Genomic DNA, 18,446 nt, shown 5'->3' on the forward strand with positions numbered 1-18,446 from the left:
ACGAGTGCTCTTCTCGGCTTATTGCGAGAGCCAAGGTGTGCCATACGAAGATGGCACCTCCTTTGCGACGAGCTTGCGCAGGAGCATAATCTTTGTTTTGGCCCTTCTGCGACGAGCAGTGCGCAGGAGCATAATCTTTGTTTTGGCCCTTCTGCGACGAGCAGTGCGCAGGAGCATAATCTTTGTTTTGGCCCTTCTGCGACGAGCAGTGCGCAGGAGCATAATCTTTGTTTTGGCCCTTCTGCGACGAGCAGTGCGCAGGAGCATAATCTTTGCCCTTGTCCAAAGCGCCGAAGCGGCTTTCAATACTTCTTATTATTAGACCCGCAGGAATTTGCGGATTGACATGAAGCTTCCCCATACTCCGATGAATACACCCATCAGAAGGATCAGCGCACTTACCTGGTAGATGAATGGTGCGAAGTCCAGTAATTGGATCATCTCGCCACTCAATTTAGGCTGCACCAGTTCTGTGACATTATAGTAAAGTGCCACTACTAATCCGATTGGCAGGATTGAACCAAGAAATCCGAGCCACATTCCTTCAAGAATGAACGGGATGCGGACAAACCAATTTGTCGCTCCCACTAATTTCATAATTTCGATTTCATGGCGTCTCGCAACAATTGTGATGCGGATCGTGTTTGAAATCAGGAACATTGCGGTAAACAGTAAAGCGAGGATCAAAACGAGGCCAACGTTACGGCCGGTGTTCAGGAATGTGAACAGTTTTTCGATTTTGCCTTCGCCGTACTTCACTTCTTCAATGCCTTCCAATTTCGAAATTTCATTTGCAACACTTTCTGTTTTCTGAGGTTCCGTCGCTTTTACATAAAAAACATCCAATAACGGATTGTTTTGTTCGAACAAACTGAATTCATCTCCAAAATCAAGTACTAAATCGGATAGTTCGGCCTCTTTTGTCGAATAATTAACCGATTCGACTCCGGACAAACCCAGGATGGCTGTTTCCATCTCTGTAACAGCGGCTTCATCTGTTTCCAAAGAGATGAAGGATTTGATCTCTACATCATTTTCAAGATCATCTGCAACTTTGTTCAAGTTCATCATGATCAGAACGAATACCCCGACAAGCAGCAAGGTAACTGTAACTGCACTGACGGAGGCAAATGTCATCCAGCCGTTTCTTCCGAGGCTTTTAAGGCTTTCCCGGAAATGGCGTGCTAAAGTTCTAGCCTTCATATCCGTAGTCACCTCCAGCTTCATCACGTGCAATAAGCCCGCCTTCGATTGCTATAACACGGTGTCTCATCGTATTAACGATTTCCCGGTTATGCGTTGCCATTAGAATTGTCGTTCCGCTTGCGTTGATGCGTTCGAAAAGATTCATGATATCCCATGAAGTTTCCGGGTCCAGGTTACCAGTCGGCTCATCTGCAATCACCACTTTGGGTGTATTGACGATTGAGCGGGCAACTGAAATCCGTTGCTGCTCCCCACCGGATAATTCTCTCGGGAACATGCGGGCTTTGTGTTTCAGCCCTACCATATCGAGAACCTCCAGCACCCGTTTGCGGATGGCTTCCGGTTTTTCTTCGATTACTTCCAATGCAAACGCCACATTCTCATAGACATTCAATCTAGGCAGCAATTTGAAATCCTGGAACACTACACCGATTTGACGGCGAAGAAGTGGAACATTCTTTCTTTTGATTTTCGCAAGGTCCACTCCGTTGACTAGCATCTGTCCAGACGTCGGGCTTTCTTCTCTGTAGATCATTTTGATGAACGTCGATTTCCCGGCGCCACTTGGGCCTACTATATACACAAACTCGCCTTGTTTGATCTCAACATTCATGCCGTTGAGAGCAACGATGCCGTTCGGATATTTTTTATATACATTCTTCATTTGTATCATTAGATAACCACCTAAATATATTGTATTTCACAAAAACATTAAGTACCTTAAAAAACCAGCAAACCCATTGTAGCACTTTTAAAACCCTTTTTATATTACATTTCTGTATCAATTAGGCCTTGATATTGAAACAATTAATAAGTAAATGGATAGAAATACGAAAATTTAACAATTCTTTTTACCTATTCAATAATATTCTTTTAAATAACATTGTTGTATTTTGATATAATTTTCTCATAGAAAAAAACCGGCTTTTATAGCCGGTTTTTCACGTGATTTCTCCTTTATTCCTGCTCCGATAACCAGGCTGCAACAGCTTCCGCTTCTTCGCCCTCGATGATTTCTGCGGGCATTTGACCGCGCCCTTCAAGAATGACAGTAAGTATCTCTTCTTCTGACAATCTGGAGCCTACATCATTTAAAGGTGGAAAATTCCCTTGCCCTTCCAAATTCTCCCCATGACATGAGATGCACTGCTGATTAACGATCTCTTCCGCATCCACAGTAGTTTCTTCACCAGCCGGTGTTTCAGTTGGCGTTTCAGTTGGCGTTTCTTCAGCCGGTTCAGGATCTGCCGTATCTTCTCCTCCACAAGCTCCTAAGATAAGCGTTGTGCCGAACAATAATGCCATTAAGCTTTTTTTCATCATATTTCCTCCCTCAAATATCTAGTTACTAGCAGTATACCTGAGTTATGCACGTTTGAAACCTTCACCTAATACTTCAGAAGCATCTGACACAATTATAAAGGCCGATGGATCAGCATTTTTAACCACTTGCTTCAACTTAGTAAATTCAGTTTGATGCACAACGACCATTAGAATCGGCCGTTCAGAATCGGTATAGCCTCCGGTAGCTGTCAATTTTGTGACGCCGCGGTCTACTTCTTCATAAATCGCATCCCGAATTTCCATTTGCTTCGTCGTAATAATATAAACAAGTTTCGATCTCCCGAAACCGACCTGCACCAGATCGATGGTTTTGGAAGTGACATAAAGTCCAATTAATGCATACAGGCCTCTTTCGATATCAAAGACAACCGCTGCCGCCAAAACAATCATGCCATCAATCAAAGCGATACTTGTGCCAAGTGTCAGACCTGTGAACTTTGTAATGATCTGTGCGGCCAGATCCGTTCCGCCTGTTGATGCTCTTCCCCTGAAGACGATGCCAAGTCCCAGACCTACCAGAATTCCTCCGAACAACGCGCCAAGGAGCGGATTCATCGTCCAGGCTTCCCAGTCCTCAGTCAAATATACAATAAAAGGAAGGAAAATTGTTCCCACAGCTGATTTCAATCCGAAATTCTTGCCCAGGAGAATTACACCAGCGATAAACAATGGAATATTGAATGCCCATTGGACAAATGCGGGTTTCCACTCAAAAAGGCCATAGAGTATCGTACTGATTCCGCTGACGCCGCCTGAAGCAACTTCGTTTGGCAACAGGAATACGTTAAATGAAATAGCGACCAAGGTTGAGCCGATGATGACAAATATGTAATCCATGAATTCAGTCAAATATGGATGCGTTTCTTTTCTATTGCGCTGATTTTTCTTCCACATAAAAATGCGTTTCCTCTTTCCTGTGTTGTATTCTTTTCGGCATATTAAAACTGTAAGCCCTGTCAGAGTATACCAAAGCGGGCGCAACTTGTGAACTTCATCAGAGTGAAGCAAAAAATCTTTGGTAAACGATATTCCGCAAAACAGCTTGCTTGCCAAAACCCGTGCTCCTGCATCGCTGCGCTAGCTTCGTCGCAAAGAGTCGGCCGAATTACCTTCGGCCAACACTTGGCTCGCACTGAACTAACTCGGGCTCTTCGCCCGAGTGGATTTCAGCACTTCGTCGGCATTCGCCTGCTCCCCTGGGCGTCTGCGCTGTTTTGCTCCATATCCTAGGATAGCTATCTATAAAATGAGAACTTTAAAAAGGTAAATTAGTAAAAAAACTTACATCCAGATTATACATTTAATTAGAATGAAGCAGAGCTCCATGATGGTATAAAGCGAAAGAGTGAAATTCGGTGTAGGCAGTGCAAACTGTTCAGTCTTTTACCGTGCCCATGTAAAGAGCCGGGCTGGAGCGTATTGAATGGAAAAGTTGACTGTATTTTAACTAGAAAAATCCCGCAGGCATGATGCCTGCGGGATTTCTTAATTATTGTCCAGACTCCAGCTACCCAGCTCTTCTGGTCGCCGCTGATCCGACTTAGCCTTTCAGAGCTTAACGGGCACCGTTGCTTTTCTTTATTGCATCTTCGAACGCAGCAGCGAATTGATGAAGCCGCTGATATCTCCATCCATGACTGCCTGAAGATTTCCGGTTTCATAATTCGTACGGTGATCTTTCACCATTGAATACGGGTGGAATACGTAGGAGCGGATTTGGCTGCCCCAGCCGATTTCTTTTTGATCTCCGCGAATTTCAAGAAGCTGCGCTTCCTGTTCTTCGAGTTTCAATGCGTACAGTTTTGCTTTCAGCATTTGCATCGCTTTTTCACGGTTTTTGATCTGGGAACGTTCCTGCTGGCAAGTAACAACCGCACCTGTCGGCAAGTGAGTGATCCGAACAGCTGAATCGGTCGTGTTGATGTGCTGACCGCCGGCCCCGCTTGCCCGGTACGTATCGACCTTCAAGTCTTCGGTGCGAATATCAATTTCGATTTCTCCTGTGAATTCGGGCATCACTTCACATGATACGAACGAAGTGTGACGTCTTCCAGAAGAGTCGAAAGGCGAAATACGGACAAGGCGGTGCACACCTTTTTCCGCTTTCAGATAGCCATATGCATTATGGCCTTTGATCCCAAGTGTCACTGATTTGACACCGGCTTCATCACCGGCCAGGTAATCAAGCGTCTCCACTTTGAATCCGCGTTTCTCAGCCCAGCGGGTATACATCCGCAGCAGCATTTGACACCAGTCCTGGGACTCTGTTCCGCCAGCTCCCGGATGAAGCTCAAGAATGGCATTGTTTTTATCATACGGTTCGCTCAACAGCATTTGCAGTTCATAGTCAGCAAGTTTCGCTTTAAACACCTTGAGTTCCTGGCTCAGATCCTCGTGTAATTCTTCATCCGATTCTCCGCGCAGCAACTCAAGTGTCATTTCCATGTTTTCCTGTGAATCCACAAAGTCATGATACGTATTGACAATTTCTTTCAAACCGTTCAATTCGGAAATGACTTCCTGTGCGGTCTCCTGGTTGTTCCAGAAATCAGGATCGATCATCATTTCATCCAATTCCTGGATTCGTGCCTCTTTGTTCTCTAAGTCAAAGAGACCCCCTGAAATCCGCAAGTTTTGCGGAAGATTTGTCGAGCTCGTTTCGAATATCTGCTAATTCCATCATTTGTAATGTCCTCCTCAAAATAACACCGAAGAGCAATAAGCTCTTCGGCACTTAGGTGTTTCTTATGCAGTTGCACCGTGGCAATTTTTAAACTTCTTGCCGCTGCCGCATGGGCATGGGTCGTTTCGGCCGACCGTAGTGTCTTTGCGGACCGGTTCTTTTTTCTTCTTAGCCGCTTCGCCGCCCTCTTTCGGGTTGACAGCCTGCCCTTTGGCCACTTCTTCACGCTGCAGGTTGTTGCGGATTTCCGCTTTTAATGCGTATTTTGCAACATCGTCCTCGATAGCTTCCACCATCGCTTCGAACATAGCAAATCCTTCGTGCTGATATTCACGCAGTGGATCGGTTTGACCATAAGCCCGTAAATGGATTCCCTGGCGCAGCTGATCCATCGCATCGATATGATCGATCCATTTCGTGTCGATTGAACGGAGCAACACTACTTTTTCGAATTCCCGCATACGCTCCGGTGTCATTTCAAGTTCTTTCGCGTCATAGTATTTCGTAATTTCCGCGTTAATGAAATCAATCAATTCTTCCTGCGTTTTATTCTGAAGATCCCTTTCAGTCACTGTATTTTCAGGTAAGAGATTAGCGGCAATAACATCAGCAAGAGATTTCAAATGCCAATTTTCCGGTTTCTCATCAGTCGTGTGTGAATAAACCACGCGGTTGACGGTATTGTCGATCATGTTTTCGACCAATGAACGCATATTGTCCGTTTCCAGGACTTCCATACGTTCTTTGTAGATGATTTCGCGCTGTTGGCGAAGAACATCATCATATTGCAGCAAGCGTTTCCGGGCATCGAAGTTATTGCCCTCCACCCGTTTCTGGGCTGACTCAACAGAACGTGTAACCATGCGTGATTGCAATGGCTGTGAATCGTCCATCCCCAGTTTGCCCATCATATTGCGCATGGCATCGGAACCGAACCGGCGCATCAAATCATCTTCCAATGAGAGATAGAATTGAGTTACACCCGGGTCTCCCTGACGGCCAGAACGTCCGCGCAGCTGGTTATCGATCCGGCGGGATTCATGGCGCTCAGTACCCAGAACAGCCAAGCCGCCTGCTTCAACGACACCTTCACCAAGCTTGATATCCGTACCGCGCCCGGCCATATTCGTCGCGATGGTAACTGCGCCTTTTTGTCCTGCGTTCAGGATGATTTCGGCTTCGTGAGCATGATTTTTCGCGTTCAGTACCGAATGGCGAACGCCTTTTTTCGTCAAATAATCGGAAATGATTTCTGAAGTTTCAATCGCGACAGTCCCGACAAGTACGGGCTGTCCGTTTTTATTGCGTTCAGCGATATCATCACCAACTGCTTGATACTTCCCTTCAATACTCGCATAGATCAGATCGACCCGGTCATCCCGGACAATCGGTTTATTCGTCGGAATCGCAATAACATTCATATTGTAAATATTACGGAATTCCTCTTCCTCAGTTTTGGCTGTACCAGTCATCCCCGATAATTTATCGTACATACGGAAGAAATTCTGGAACGTAATGGTCGCCATCGTCATCGATTCGTTTTGGACTTCGAGGCCTTCTTTCGCTTCGATTGCCTGATGGAGACCATCGGAATAACGACGGCCTTTCATCAAACGTCCGGTAAACTGGTCGACAATGACAACATCGCCATCCTGAACGACATAATCCACATCATTGTGCATCGTGATTTGTGCCTTCAATGACTGGTTGATGGCATGGTTCAGACGAACATGAGTAATATCAAATAAATTCTCGATGTTGAAGGCCTTTTCGACTTTTTCAATACCTTCTTCAGTCAAAACAACACCTTTTGTCGTTTCGTCGTAAGTGTAGTCCGTATCCTTACTCAGCATACGCGTGAACGCATTGGCCTGCATATAGAGCTGAGCCGATTTGGCAGCCTGACCGGAAATGATCAGCGGCGTCCGTGCTTCATCGATCAGAATGGAATCGACTTCATCGATGACCGCAAAATTCAACGGGCGCTGGACCATATCTTCTTTATAAAGAACCATATTGTCTCGCAAATAATCAAAACCGAGTTCATTGTTTGTGCTGTATGTGATGTCAGCCAAGTAAGCCTGATGTTTCTCTTCTTTTGTCAGGCTGTTGACATTCAAACCGACTGTCAATCCAAGCCACGTATACAATTTGCCCATTTCTTCAGCATCACGGCTAGCCAAATATTCGTTGACCGTGACAACATGAGCACCTTTTTTGCTGATGGCATTCAGATAAACTGCCATCGTTGAAGTCAAGGTTTTCCCTTCACCAGTTTTCATCTCGGCAATATTGCCTTCGTGGAGAGCCGCAGCTCCCATAAGCTGAACGCGGAAAGGATATAGTCCGAGCACTCGTTTTGATGCTTCTCTGACTGTCGCGAAAGCTTCAGGCAATAAATCATCAAGTGACTCGCCTTTTGCATGGCGATTGATAAATTGCTCTGTTTTTGCTTTCAAGGCATCATCGGAGAGTGCTGCATAATCGGATGCCAACACTTCCACTGTATCGGCAATTTTTTCAAGTCTCTTTAAATCCCTCTTATTCGGGTCAAATACTTTGTTTAATACTCCTAACATTTATACCGCTCCTTGCACAGGGTCCAGTTCAATCGAGCAGCTGGATCACTATTGCTGTTATTTATGTGTCATGTGCCCACAGGCTTTAAAAATAACGAATTTGTTCGGAACATCCACTGATTTCCGAAAATCTCACTCTTCATTTTAACACTGCATAGAAAACCGTGCAAACAAAGAAGAGCACATAAAGCACGAGTTCTCCGACTTTTCAGTATCTGGAAAGCAGGCGCCTCCTTATTTAAAATCCGGTTTATACAATGACCGGAAAATAGTAAAAAGCTGTGCAGACTACGTAATCTGCACAGCTTTTAAAAGATCTATATTATTTTTTCCTTCTATATATACTTAAGAAGAACTTGTTTCGATTAAACCATAGGTGCCATCTTTCCGTTTGTACACGATGTTTGTATCATTTGTTTCTGCATCCGTGAATACGAAGAAATTATGGCCAAGCATATTCATCTGCAATACCGCTTCTTCCTCATCCATCGGTTTCAGATCAAATTGCTTGGTGCGGACAATTGTGAAATCTTCTTCAGTCTCTTCTTCTTCATTTTTCAAACTATTGTCAAACATAACGAAAGCTTTGCCCGTCGGTTCACGGTCACGGAATTTACGATTCACTTTTGTTTTATATTTACGGATTTGGCGTTCGAGTTTTCCGACGATCAAATCCACCGCTGCATATAATTCGTCATGCCGCTCTTCGGCACGCAATGTCAGGTTTTTCATCGGTATTGTAATTTCAACTTTAGATTGACTGTTATTGATCGCTTTCAGGTTGACCATTGCATTTGCATTGGTACCTTCAGGGAAATAACGTTCGATCTTTTCAACCTTTTTCTCAATGTGGTCTCGAATTGCTGGAGTTACTTCAATGTTGTCACCTTTAATATTAAATTGCAGCATATTAACTCCTCCTTCTTAATCTCTTGCACTGTTACATTTCTACATGTTCCCTTTTGAATCCTTCTTAAAACGTAAATAGTTTCAGCAAGATGAATTCAAGGTAAACTATATGACAGGGAGGTGAAGCCGATGTTTACAAATAAACTGGTCATCGTTACAGGCGCGGCCCAAGGGATCGGTAAAAGCATTGCCGAACATTTTGTAAAAGAGGGAGCAAATGTTATCGCTCTTGATATTCAAGAAGTTTCGATTGAAGGTGTTGAATACAAAGAGTGTGACGTCGGCAATTTTCAGCAAGTCCAAAAAGTCATGCAACAACTCCATGCTGAACATGGGGCAATCCATGTGCTGATCAATAATGCCGGCATTTCCGAATTCAAATCAATATGGGAAGTTGAAGAAGAAGACTGGAACCGGGTGTTGGATACGAATCTGAAATCGGTCTTTATCTGCAGCAGGGAAGCGGCCAGGTTCATGACTGACGATATTCGGTCAATCGTCAATATGGCTTCCACCCGCGCGTTTATGTCAGAACCGCACACGGAACTGTATTCCGCTTCAAAAGGCGGCATTTATGCTTTGACCCATTCACTCGCCGCTTCACTGAGTGAAAAAGATATACGAGTGAATTCCATCGCTCCGGGCTGGATTCATACGGGCGATGCCGCCGACTTGCGGGAAATTGACCATCAACAGCATTGGAGTGGCCGTGCCGGCAATACTTCCGACATTGCCCGCGCCTGTCTGTTCCTATCCAATCCACAAAATTCTTTCATAACAGCTGAATGCCTGACAATTGACGGTGGCATGACCCGAAAAATGATTTATGAACATTAAAAAGAAGGGCTGATTCCTGCCCGTCTTTTACAGGTTGTCGAGAAACCGACAACTTCTCCAATCATTTCGCTCTAGGCGAACGCTTTCCGCGGGGAGCGAGCCTAAGCCTCCTCCCTCGCTTCGCTCACTGTGGGGTCTCAGGCTCGCTCTGCTTCCCGCAGGAAAGATATTGGCCGAAGCATGCGAGGACAAGTCTTTGCGACGAAGCAGCGAAGCGATGCAGGAGCACCTCTTTGCCTTTCGCCGCCTGACGCTTCATTCTGTTCTGTGCTGATAATGCAAGTGTTTACCTTCTCACAAACAACACACTTAAACGTCTATTCCTTTATAGAAAACGATCTGAGATATGGAGCAAAACAGCGCAGACGCCCAGGGGAGCAGGCGAATGCCGACGAAGTGCAAGATCCACTCGGACGAAGTGAAACGAGACCGAGTTAGCTCAGCGCGAGCCAAGAGTTGGCCGTAGCCTGCAAGGCCGGCTCTTTGCGACGAAGCTAGCGCAGCGATGCAGGAGCACGGGTTTTGGCAAGCGAAGCTGTTTTGCGGAATATCGATTTTAATGTTTCTTTCTCAACAACCTGAAAAGACGGGCATATTGCTGCCCGTCTTTTCAGGTTGTTTATTGTAAATCACTTCAAGCCCTTATCAGTGCAACGAAACCCACTTCTTCTGCACCTGCCTCTTTCAGAAGCTTTGCGGCCAGGCGCAGCGTGGTTCCTGTCGTATACATATCATCTACAAGCACCACCTTTTTCGGGACCGGAGTACCATTCAAAGTGAATAATCCCCGGGTTTCCAGACGTTCTTCCCTTGTCTTTTCCCCTTGAACCTCTTCATTTTTATGGAGTAGATGCAGAAATCCGACTCCTCCAGCCTGCAGCATGGTGTCGACTTGCGCAAAAGTGCGGACCTTCAATTTCAAGGGATTCATCGGTATTGGCACAACCACAGCTATTGTTTTCTTTATCGCAACCGCCAGTTCCTCGGCAAACACTTCGGATAAAATGGCATCCTGCAGAAATTTGAATTGATGCAGGTATTCCTTCATAGCAGGATTGTAAGTATACAAAGTTTTTCCGAAATCAATCAATCCGCCGAATTCTGTCGTTTCCCAGCGGCTGCATTCGCTGCAAAGCTCAGATCCCCCAGCTCCACAAATCCGGCAACCCGCAATGATTGGTTCAAACGCTTCCCTGCAGCCTCTGCAGATCGTTTCCAGTTTATCCAAAAAGAACAGATCTCTCCACGAAGGGTTCAACTCCAATTTATTGCCGCATAAATAACAATTCACCGGAACCCCTCCTCATTATATGAATTAATGAGATTCCGGGCTTTGTCCATTTGCCAGGAAACGCCGTTATGAAAAAAAATTACTTGCCCTTCCGGAAACTTGCCTGACCGCCCTGCGCGACCGGCCATTTGAATTAACGCGGAGGCTTCGAAGATATCTTCATCTGCACCGACAATTCCCACTTGAACATTTTCGATGGTAACCCCTCTTTCCAGTATCGTTGAAGTCAAGATGCCGGGAATTTCTCCCGCCCTCAATTTCATGACTTTTTCTTTACGATCAGGATCTTTGGAATGCACAGCTTCGATTCGGATGTCAATCTCTTTGAATAATGGTTCTGCCTGTCGGATCATTTCAATGGTTGGGAAAAAGACCATAAAAGGCTCCCCCTTTTCCAATTTCTGTATGATCCAATCCGCCAACTTCTTTGGCATTTTATTGGTACGGAAAGATCTTCGGTAATTCCAGAGTGCACGATAGATTGGCACTGGAAGCGGATGGCCATGAAAGCGCCGGAAAATTTTCGATTGATGGGGTACGCTTTCCAGTAATTTGGGGGAAGGCGTAGCTGATACATAGATGATCGGTGCACCCGGTTTCAAAGATTTTGAGACAGCGCGTGCCAGTGACGGATCATAAGAATACGGGAAAGCATCCGCTTCGTCGACAATCACCAGATCAAAAGCGTGTTGGAAACGATAAAGTTGATGCGTCGTGGCCATGACCAGCCGGGCAAATCCAGGTTCAAAAGTTGAACCCCCGTAAAGCGTATGAATCATGAGTTCCGGGAAAACCGCTTGGAGCCTTGGCGATAATTCCAGAATCACGTCTGTACGTGGCGCCGCTATACAAACCCGCTTGCCTTCCGACAGCGCTTGATGGAGAGGCGAGAACAATAATTCAGTTTTGCCTGCCCCGCAGACAGCATATATAAGATGGGATCTGTTTTGATGCAGGCTGTCCCCAAGTTCTTCGGAAGCCTGTTGCTGGAGTTTTGTGAGTTCGCCATTCCAATGAAATGAATGGGAATAAGGGGAAATAGTGTGGGATTCTTTCCAGGTGATCAGATCTGTGCATGTACTGACTCGCCCCATACGGATACAATGGCGGCAATAATGGCATTGCCCTTCACATTTTGCGCACCAGAACGATACAATTTTTTCCGGTGAAATTTCGAGGCATCTGGCGCATTGCAGATTCTCTGTAATTCCTTTTTGAACCTGAATGAAACCTTCTCTTATTGATTTTTCAATCATCTCTTGTGGAAACGGGGTAAAATCCCGCAGCCATATTCTTCCGGTTAAAAATTCCTGCAATTCGTTCATGTTTCAACTCCTCTACTTTTAATAGGTTAACTATATAAGTTGAACAAAGAAAAATATTTTATATCGCTTCGACGCTTTGGACAGAGCAAAGATTATGTTCCTGCGCACTGCTCGTCGCAGAAGGGCCACAACATAGATTATGCTCCTGCGCAAGCTCATCGCAAAGGAGGCGCCACCTTCGTATTGCACACCTTGGCTTTCGCAATAAGCCGAGAAGACCACTCGTCTTATTGCTTCGTCCAGTCCGGAGGTGCGCCGTCGCTGTGAGAACTCTCTGGAGATATGGAGCAAAACAGCGAAGACGCCCAGGGGACCAAGCGAAGCGCTGAGATCCACTCGGACGAAGTTCCGAGTTAGCTCAGCGCGAGCCCCCAGGCAAGCGAAGCTGTTTTGCGGAATATCGGGTTCTCCGGATTAGTTTCTCGATTTATATAAATTAATTTCCATCCGATTAAATTTTATAAAAAAAGCCTTGGCAGGTCATTTTTTTACCCAGCCAAGACCCATTGAGCCTTCTCCTAAATGTGTACCGATCACCGGCCCAAAATAAGAAATATCAAATTCTACTGTTGTGAATTTCTGTTCAAGTTCCTTTTTCCACTGGATGGCCTCATCTTCACGGTTCGCATGAATAATTGTCGCTTGTACCGCATTTCCGGAATGCAGGTCTTCTTCCAGCAAAGAAACAATACGGCTCATCGCCCTTTTACGGGTGCGCACTTTTTCGAATGGAACAATTTTGGTGTCGCAGAAATGCAGCAAAGGCTTTATTTGCAGCATCGAGCCGACAATTGCCTGTGCCCCTGATAACCTTCCGCCGCGCTGGAGATGCATTAAATCCTCCACCATAAAAAAGGCGCGCATCGACTGTTTCATTACTTCAAGCTGCTCTACGATTTCTTGGGCACCAGCTCCCTGGCCAGCCATTTCAGCAGCTTTTAAAACATAAAACCCTTGCATAGCACAGGAAATTTCAGAATCATAAGTAAAAACCTCTGCACTATCAATCAGCTTGGCCGCCTGAAGGGACCCGGAAAACGTCCCGCTGATGCCACTGGATAGGTGGATTGATAAAATTTCATCGTGCTCCACAGCAAGCTTTTTGTATAAATTAATGAATTCACCGATCGGCGGCTGTGATGTTTTCGGTTGCTCACCAGCAGCTTTCGCATAGAACTTATCTGCCGTCACTTCCCGTTCCTCTTCGAAAGATTCCAGCCCGAAAGTTATTTGCAGCGGAATCATATGGATATTGTGTTTTTCACGGACATCAGCAGCAAGGTATGCAGTGCTGTCGGTGACAATTGCTGTTTTTGCCATAAATCATCCTCCACCTTTATTTTATCAAAGTTCAGCTAAATTAATAGACAATAAAAAAACTTCCCGCCGAAAACGGGAAGGATATTTATTGGTTGCCTATAAAATGCAGTCCGCTAACTTTCCAGCCGTCTTCTTCCTTCTTGAAAATTACCACCTGTCTGCCGCTCTGCTCAGTTTCTTCTTCTGATCCAGTATCCGACATGGTTACTGAGATCTCTGCAAATACTTCCGCGCGTTCAGGTGAATACTTAACGATTGTTTCGTTCGAAGGGGAATATGTTACATCATAAGCAGCAAATGCTTCTTCCAAGGCAATCTGGTCTTCTTCGCGATCAAAACCTTCAGGCTCCTGTGCAATGACCGCCATATAACGGTCCATGTCTTCAGCGTTGAAAGCTGCAATATACTCGCCGTGAGCTGCGAGGATTGCTTCCGCTTCTTCTTCTGGAACATCAGCCTCGAGCACTTCTCCATCGCCATCCATCGTGAAACCGGCTGATTTATCTTCCATGCCGTGGTCTACGGCACCGTTTTTATTTTGCAGGTTGCTGTCTTCTGCTGAGTTTGTGTTCTCAGCAGCATTGTTGTCTTCAGAACAGGCAGCAAGCAGTATCAATAAGCCAGTCGCCAATATCATCTTTTTCATCAGGCATTCCTCCTGCGCTCATTTTGACATAGGAAACTCTTTATATCAATGAAGAAACTGTGTCAGTTTCATGATAACCTCGTGTTTTTTATTGCCTAATCCCAGTCATTTTTACACGTCCCTTAAAACACAAAAACTGCGATGGCATTCAGCCATCGCAGTGAAATTATAATTATCTTACTTCAACCCAACCGTTTTTAATGGCTGTTACCACTGCTTGCGTACGGTCATTCACCTGCATTTTTTGAAGTATGCTGGAAACGTGGTTTTTGACCGTTTTTTCGGAAATGAATAAAGTTTCACCGATAATACGGTTGCTTTGTCCATCAGTCAATAATTGCAGGACTTCGCTTTCCCGTTTCGTAAGCAAATGGTAAGGACGGCGGATTTCAGTTTGGTGGAACGATCCTTTATTTTCCCGTTCACTCAACCGGCGGAATTCCATCACGAGGTTGCGTGTGACCTTTGGATGCAGATAAGAACCCCCTTTGGCAACGACTTTAATCGCCTGGATGATTGCTTCAGCATCCATTTCTTTCAACATGTACCCGAGTGCACCTGTCTTTAATGCGTGAGTGACGTAGGATTCATCATCGTGAATCGACAGCATAATGACTTTTGCTTCCGGATGTTTCTCCATCAATTCCCCTGTGGCTTCAACCCCGTTTTTCTGCGGCATATTGATATCCATCAATACTACATCCGGTTCATTTTCTTCATACAATTTGATGACTTCCATTCCATCGCCGCCTTCGGCAACTACTTCAAAAGTCTCTTCGAAGTCAAGAATCCTTTTAACGCCTTCACGGAATAATTGGTGATCGTCTACAATAATAATTTTTGTCATTACGTTGTCCTCCTTGAATACCGTATCTTATTTACCCAATTCATAGGGGATTTGAAACATTAAAACTGTCCCCTCACCTAAATTGGAGTTGATGATAAAATCCCCTTTTATCAAATCGATTCTTTCTTTCATCCCGATCAGGCCAAATGATTGATTTTTCACTATACTTTGATCAAAACCTGTACCATTATCACTTACCACAATATTTACATGTTCTTTCAGCCATTCGATATCTACATTAATCACCGTTGCTTTTCCATGCCTGATTGCATTGGATATAGATTCTTGAACAAGCCGGAATATGGATGTTTCATAGCTTGAAGGCAACCTTCTCTCAGTTCCGTTGGAGTGAAAAGAAAGTACCGTTCCGGGATTATAATCTGCAGTTGTCTCAATATACTTTTTGAGCGTCGGCACAAGACCCAGGTCGTCCAATGCCATGGGACGGAGATCATATATAATTCTTCTGACTTCGGTCAAAGCATGGCGCACCATTTCCTTAAGAGAGGAAATTTCTTTGAAAGCCGGCTCCGGGCCTTTTTCGCGATATGTCCGCTCTATCAGATCCGATCTGAGCAGCACATTTGCCATCATCTGCGCTGGTCCATCGTGGATTTCACGCGATAGCCGTTTTCTCTCTTCTTCTTGCGCTTCGATGATCCGCAGGCTATAATCTTGATTTAACTGCGGCTTTTCAAATGCATCTTCAACGTCTTCAAAATCCGATGAAAGATAGTTCATCGTAATATTCAATTGATTGACAAGCTTTTCAGCCCGTTCGATAGTTTGTAATAATGTTTGCAGACGCCGTTGTAGCTCATCCCGTTTTTGGCGGTATGTTTTCTCTTCGGATCTGGCGGCAGACAATTGGAGCTGCAAATCATTTGCGATCTCATAAGATTGACGGATCTGCTCTTCCGTATAGGAATTGAATGAACCTGAAACTTCAGCGAGACGCCTTCTTGCGGCGCGGGTTTTTTCTTCCAATAAGTCTCCGGTTTTAATGACGGCAGCAATATTCAGGCGAACATCTTCAAGTTCGTCTTTCATTTCTTCGTACCCCTGGCGACTTTGCTCACTTATAATGAAAAAATCTCTTTTGGACTGCTCCATTTTAGCCAGCAGTTCATCATAAATGGAATCCATCTCTTTTCCATCAACTCTTCTGAACATTTCAAAACCGCCTTACATAATCTCCGTCTAAATACGATAATTGTTATATCTTTATGCCTGTAGAGGCTTTTACAAGTATATCACTATATAAGTAAGTTAATATTAAATATACATTACAAATTATCTGATTTCATTTTACAACAGGGGGTCTTAAATTGCGAGAATCTTACATGACTGCAGGCAGTTCGGCCAGTGCTGAACTGCTCATTCAAAAATCCAGGTTCATCGGTTATGTCGCCAGAGCACAAACCGAACAGGAGGCTGCCGAATTCATCGACTCCATAAAATCCCTGCATCGCTCCGCAAACCATAATTGTTCCGCCTATATGCTTGGTGAAAATGATAACATCCAAAAAGCGAACGATGATGGGGAACCAAGCGGAACAGCCGGCGTCCCTATCCTGGAAGTATTGAAAAAAAAACAACTGAAAGATACAGTGATTGTGGTGACCCGCTACTTCGGGGGGATAAAGTTGGGGAGTGGCGGATTGATCCGCGCTTACGGCACAGCCGCCTCCGAAGCACTTGCAGCCGCCGGCATTGTTGAAAGGCGTTTGCATTCTTTGGTGAAAGTGTCGATGGATTACAGTTGGCTCGGCAAGGTGGAAAACGAAGTCCGCCAGTCCGAGTACCCGCTAAAAGACATCGAATATACAGAAAGCGTCAACCTGTACGTCTATGTGCCAGTTCAGAAAGAAGAACTGTTCAGTATTTGGCTGCAGGAAATGACCAACGGACAATCTTCCTTAAATTGCACTTCAAAAGAATATTTGGAATTCCCTTTTATTTGAGCCGAAATATTTACTCGATGCAGAAAAAACTGTATAATTAACTGGTTGGAATAAGATCTTATGTTTATGTAAAACCACTGCTTTATTAATACAGAAGAAATCGATTGGTAAAACCTGAATCTTTAGCTCGGTTAGCCCATCCCTACTTAGAGGAGCTATAACCATGAATCGTAAAAATTACCGTAAATCAAAAGCGTCAAAAAGAAGGACCGCCATTAAAATAGCACTTACATTGGCAGTCTCGTTATTGCTGTGTGTTTCCGCTTTCGGAATTTACCTGGTGAAAAAAGCAGAAAACGCAGCGGATAATGCTTATGAAACCGCAGGCGATCGTGAAATGTCCGATTTGCGGGAAGAAAAAGTGGAACCTCTCCATGACGATATTTCCATCTTGTTCATCGGAGTTGATGACAGCAGCAAACGAGATCAAAAGTCCGGGAAAATCAGATCGGATGCTTTAGTGCTTGCAACGCTTAATAATGAGGATAAATCCGTTAAACTTGTCAGTATCCCAAGAGATACTTACACATACATCCCTGATGCAGGGATAGAAGACAAGATAACCCATGCGTATGGCTTCAATGGACCGAGTTCAACTATAGAGTCTGTTGAAAACCTCCTTGATATTCCTGTGGATTATTACGTAAGAATGGATTTCGAAGCATTCATTGATGTAGTCGATGCATTGGACGGCATTACTGTGGATGTTCCCTACGACTTAAAGGAACAGGATGAAAATGATCAAGCCGGAGCTGTCAGCCTTGAAGAAGGAATCCAAGAAGTAAATGGCAGTGAAGCTTTGGCTTTGGCCCGAACACGCCATTATGACAATGATATTGAACGGGGCAAGAGACAGCAGATGATTTTAGAGTCTATCATGGATAAAGCTTTATCAGCCACCTCCTTTACAAAATATGCTGATGTCATTAATGCTGTTGGAGATAACATGAAAACTGATTTGACCTTTAAAGATATGCAATCATTTTTCGAGTATGGGAAAAACGGAAAACCGGATGTCGAAACTATCACTTTGGACGGCTATGATGATATGTCCACAGGCATCTATTATTGGCAGCTCGACCAGGAATCATTAATGGAAGTTCAGGATGTCTTGCAAAGTCATCTGGGATTGAAACCTGATACTTCAACTCTGTCAGACAATAATTCATCTGAATATGGTCACGAGGATTATGATAATTAGCCAAAAAAAGAGACAACTTCTCGAATCATTGCGCTCTAGGCAGAACGGAAGTGTCCATTTTTCCACGTAAAATAGATATAAACGTGTATTCCTTGGTAGAAAGTAATCTGAGATATGAAGCTAAACAGCGCAGACGCCCAGGGGGCCAAGCGAAGTGCTGAGATCCACTCGGGCGAAGTGGAACGAGACCGAGTTAGCTCAGCGCGAGCCCCCAGGCAAGCAAGCTGTTTGGCGTAATATCGGTTTACATTTTCTCTTTCTCAACAAGCTATAAAGAGGCGCCCAAAATGGCGC

The 18,446-nt window shown here is 44.6% G+C and carries 16 protein-coding genes; 3 read left to right on the forward strand and 13 right to left on the reverse strand.

Features of this window, described 5'->3' with window-relative positions; translation table 11 throughout:
• Window positions 1–318 precede the first annotated feature (318 nt).
• The 7 genes from ftsX to hpf all read right to left on the reverse strand — a co-directional run bounded on the left by ftsX (window position 319) and on the right by hpf (window position 8,721).
• Window positions 319–1,203, reverse strand: coding sequence for a permease-like cell division protein FtsX (ftsX, locus tag ACFQ1X_RS07195; protein ID WP_144837871.1), 885 nt, complete (start codon window positions 1,201–1,203; stop codon window positions 319–321).
• Window positions 1,193–1,879, reverse strand: coding sequence for a cell division ATP-binding protein FtsE (gene ftsE, locus ACFQ1X_RS07200; RefSeq protein ID WP_144837873.1), 687 nt, complete (start codon window positions 1,877–1,879; stop codon window positions 1,193–1,195). The genes ftsX and ftsE overlap by 11 nt, the downstream gene beginning before the upstream one ends.
• A 284-nt stretch (window positions 1,880–2,163) precedes the next feature.
• Window positions 2,164–2,526 (reverse strand): cytochrome c551, encoded by a 363-nt coding sequence (gene cccB / locus ACFQ1X_RS07205; RefSeq protein WP_144837875.1) that lies wholly within the window; start codon window positions 2,524–2,526, stop codon window positions 2,164–2,166.
• A gap of 45 nt (window positions 2,527–2,571) precedes the next feature.
• Window positions 2,572–3,444: a YitT family protein gene (locus ACFQ1X_RS07210; protein WP_144837877.1), complete on the reverse strand. Its 873-nt coding sequence runs from the start codon at window positions 3,442–3,444 to the stop codon at window positions 2,572–2,574.
• A 684-nt stretch (window positions 3,445–4,128) separates the two neighbouring features.
• Window positions 4,129–5,230 (reverse strand): peptide chain release factor 2 gene (gene prfB, locus ACFQ1X_RS07215; protein WP_144837987.1). Its coding sequence is split into 2 segments (ribosomal slippage): window positions 4,129–5,157 and window positions 5,159–5,230, totalling 1,101 coding nucleotides; the frame shifts between segments, so codons are not numbered across the junction.
• A 65-nt stretch (window positions 5,231–5,295) separates the two neighbouring features.
• On the reverse strand, window positions 5,296–7,812 hold the full coding sequence (secA, locus tag ACFQ1X_RS07220) for a preprotein translocase subunit SecA (RefSeq protein ID WP_144837879.1): 2,517 nt from the start codon (window positions 7,810–7,812) through the stop codon (window positions 5,296–5,298).
• A 345-nt stretch (window positions 7,813–8,157) separates the two neighbouring features.
• Window positions 8,158–8,721: a ribosome hibernation-promoting factor, HPF/YfiA family gene (gene hpf / locus ACFQ1X_RS07225; RefSeq protein WP_144837881.1), complete on the reverse strand. Its 564-nt coding sequence runs from the start codon at window positions 8,719–8,721 to the stop codon at window positions 8,158–8,160.
• A gap of 129 nt (window positions 8,722–8,850) precedes the next feature.
• On the opposite strand from hpf, the gene ACFQ1X_RS07230 reads away from it, so the two are divergent.
• Window positions 8,851–9,558 (forward strand): SDR family NAD(P)-dependent oxidoreductase, encoded by a 708-nt coding sequence (locus ACFQ1X_RS07230; protein WP_144837884.1) that lies wholly within the window; start codon window positions 8,851–8,853, stop codon window positions 9,556–9,558.
• Between the two features lie 634 nt (window positions 9,559–10,192).
• On the opposite strand, the gene ACFQ1X_RS07235 is transcribed toward ACFQ1X_RS07230, so the two are convergent.
• From ACFQ1X_RS07235 to ACFQ1X_RS07260, 6 genes are all read right to left on the reverse strand, one after another.
• Window positions 10,193–10,849, reverse strand: a complete 657-nt coding sequence (locus tag ACFQ1X_RS07235) for a ComF family protein (RefSeq protein ID WP_379081909.1) — start codon at window positions 10,847–10,849, stop codon at window positions 10,193–10,195.
• Window positions 10,846–12,174: a DEAD/DEAH box helicase gene (locus tag ACFQ1X_RS07240; protein ID WP_144837886.1), complete on the reverse strand. Its 1,329-nt coding sequence runs from the start codon at window positions 12,172–12,174 to the stop codon at window positions 10,846–10,848. Before ACFQ1X_RS07240 ends, ACFQ1X_RS07235 begins: the two co-directional genes overlap by 4 nt.
• A 480-nt stretch (window positions 12,175–12,654) precedes the next feature.
• A complete protein-coding gene (locus ACFQ1X_RS07245; RefSeq protein ID WP_144837888.1) occupies window positions 12,655–13,494 on the reverse strand; it encodes a DegV family protein in 840 nt (279 codons plus the stop codon).
• A gap of 85 nt (window positions 13,495–13,579) precedes the next feature.
• Window positions 13,580–14,140: a DUF4440 domain-containing protein gene (locus ACFQ1X_RS07250; RefSeq protein ID WP_144837890.1), complete on the reverse strand. Its 561-nt coding sequence runs from the start codon at window positions 14,138–14,140 to the stop codon at window positions 13,580–13,582.
• 172 nt (window positions 14,141–14,312) lie between these two features.
• Complete coding sequence (locus ACFQ1X_RS07255) at window positions 14,313–14,987, reverse strand: response regulator (protein ID WP_144837892.1); 675 nt, start codon at window positions 14,985–14,987, stop codon at window positions 14,313–14,315.
• Between the two features lie 27 nt (window positions 14,988–15,014).
• Window positions 15,015–16,160: a sensor histidine kinase gene (locus tag ACFQ1X_RS07260; RefSeq protein WP_144837894.1), complete on the reverse strand. Its 1,146-nt coding sequence runs from the start codon at window positions 16,158–16,160 to the stop codon at window positions 15,015–15,017.
• Between the two features lie 155 nt (window positions 16,161–16,315).
• Here ACFQ1X_RS07260 and ACFQ1X_RS07265 point away from each other — a divergent pair, with 155 nt between their 5' ends.
• Together ACFQ1X_RS07265 and ACFQ1X_RS07270 are read left to right on the forward strand one after the other, a co-directional pair.
• Entirely contained in the window at window positions 16,316–16,951 is a 636-nt protein-coding gene (locus ACFQ1X_RS07265) for a YigZ family protein (protein WP_379081914.1), read from the forward strand.
• A 163-nt stretch (window positions 16,952–17,114) separates the two neighbouring features.
• Entirely contained in the window at window positions 17,115–18,152 is a 1,038-nt protein-coding gene (locus ACFQ1X_RS07270; protein ID WP_144837896.1) for an LCP family protein, read from the forward strand.
• Window positions 18,153–18,446: the final 294 nt, after the last annotated feature.

This window comes from Metaplanococcus flavidus, from assembly GCF_042675885.1.
GTDB lineage: Bacteria > Bacillota > Bacilli > Bacillales_A > Planococcaceae > Planococcus > Planococcus flavidus.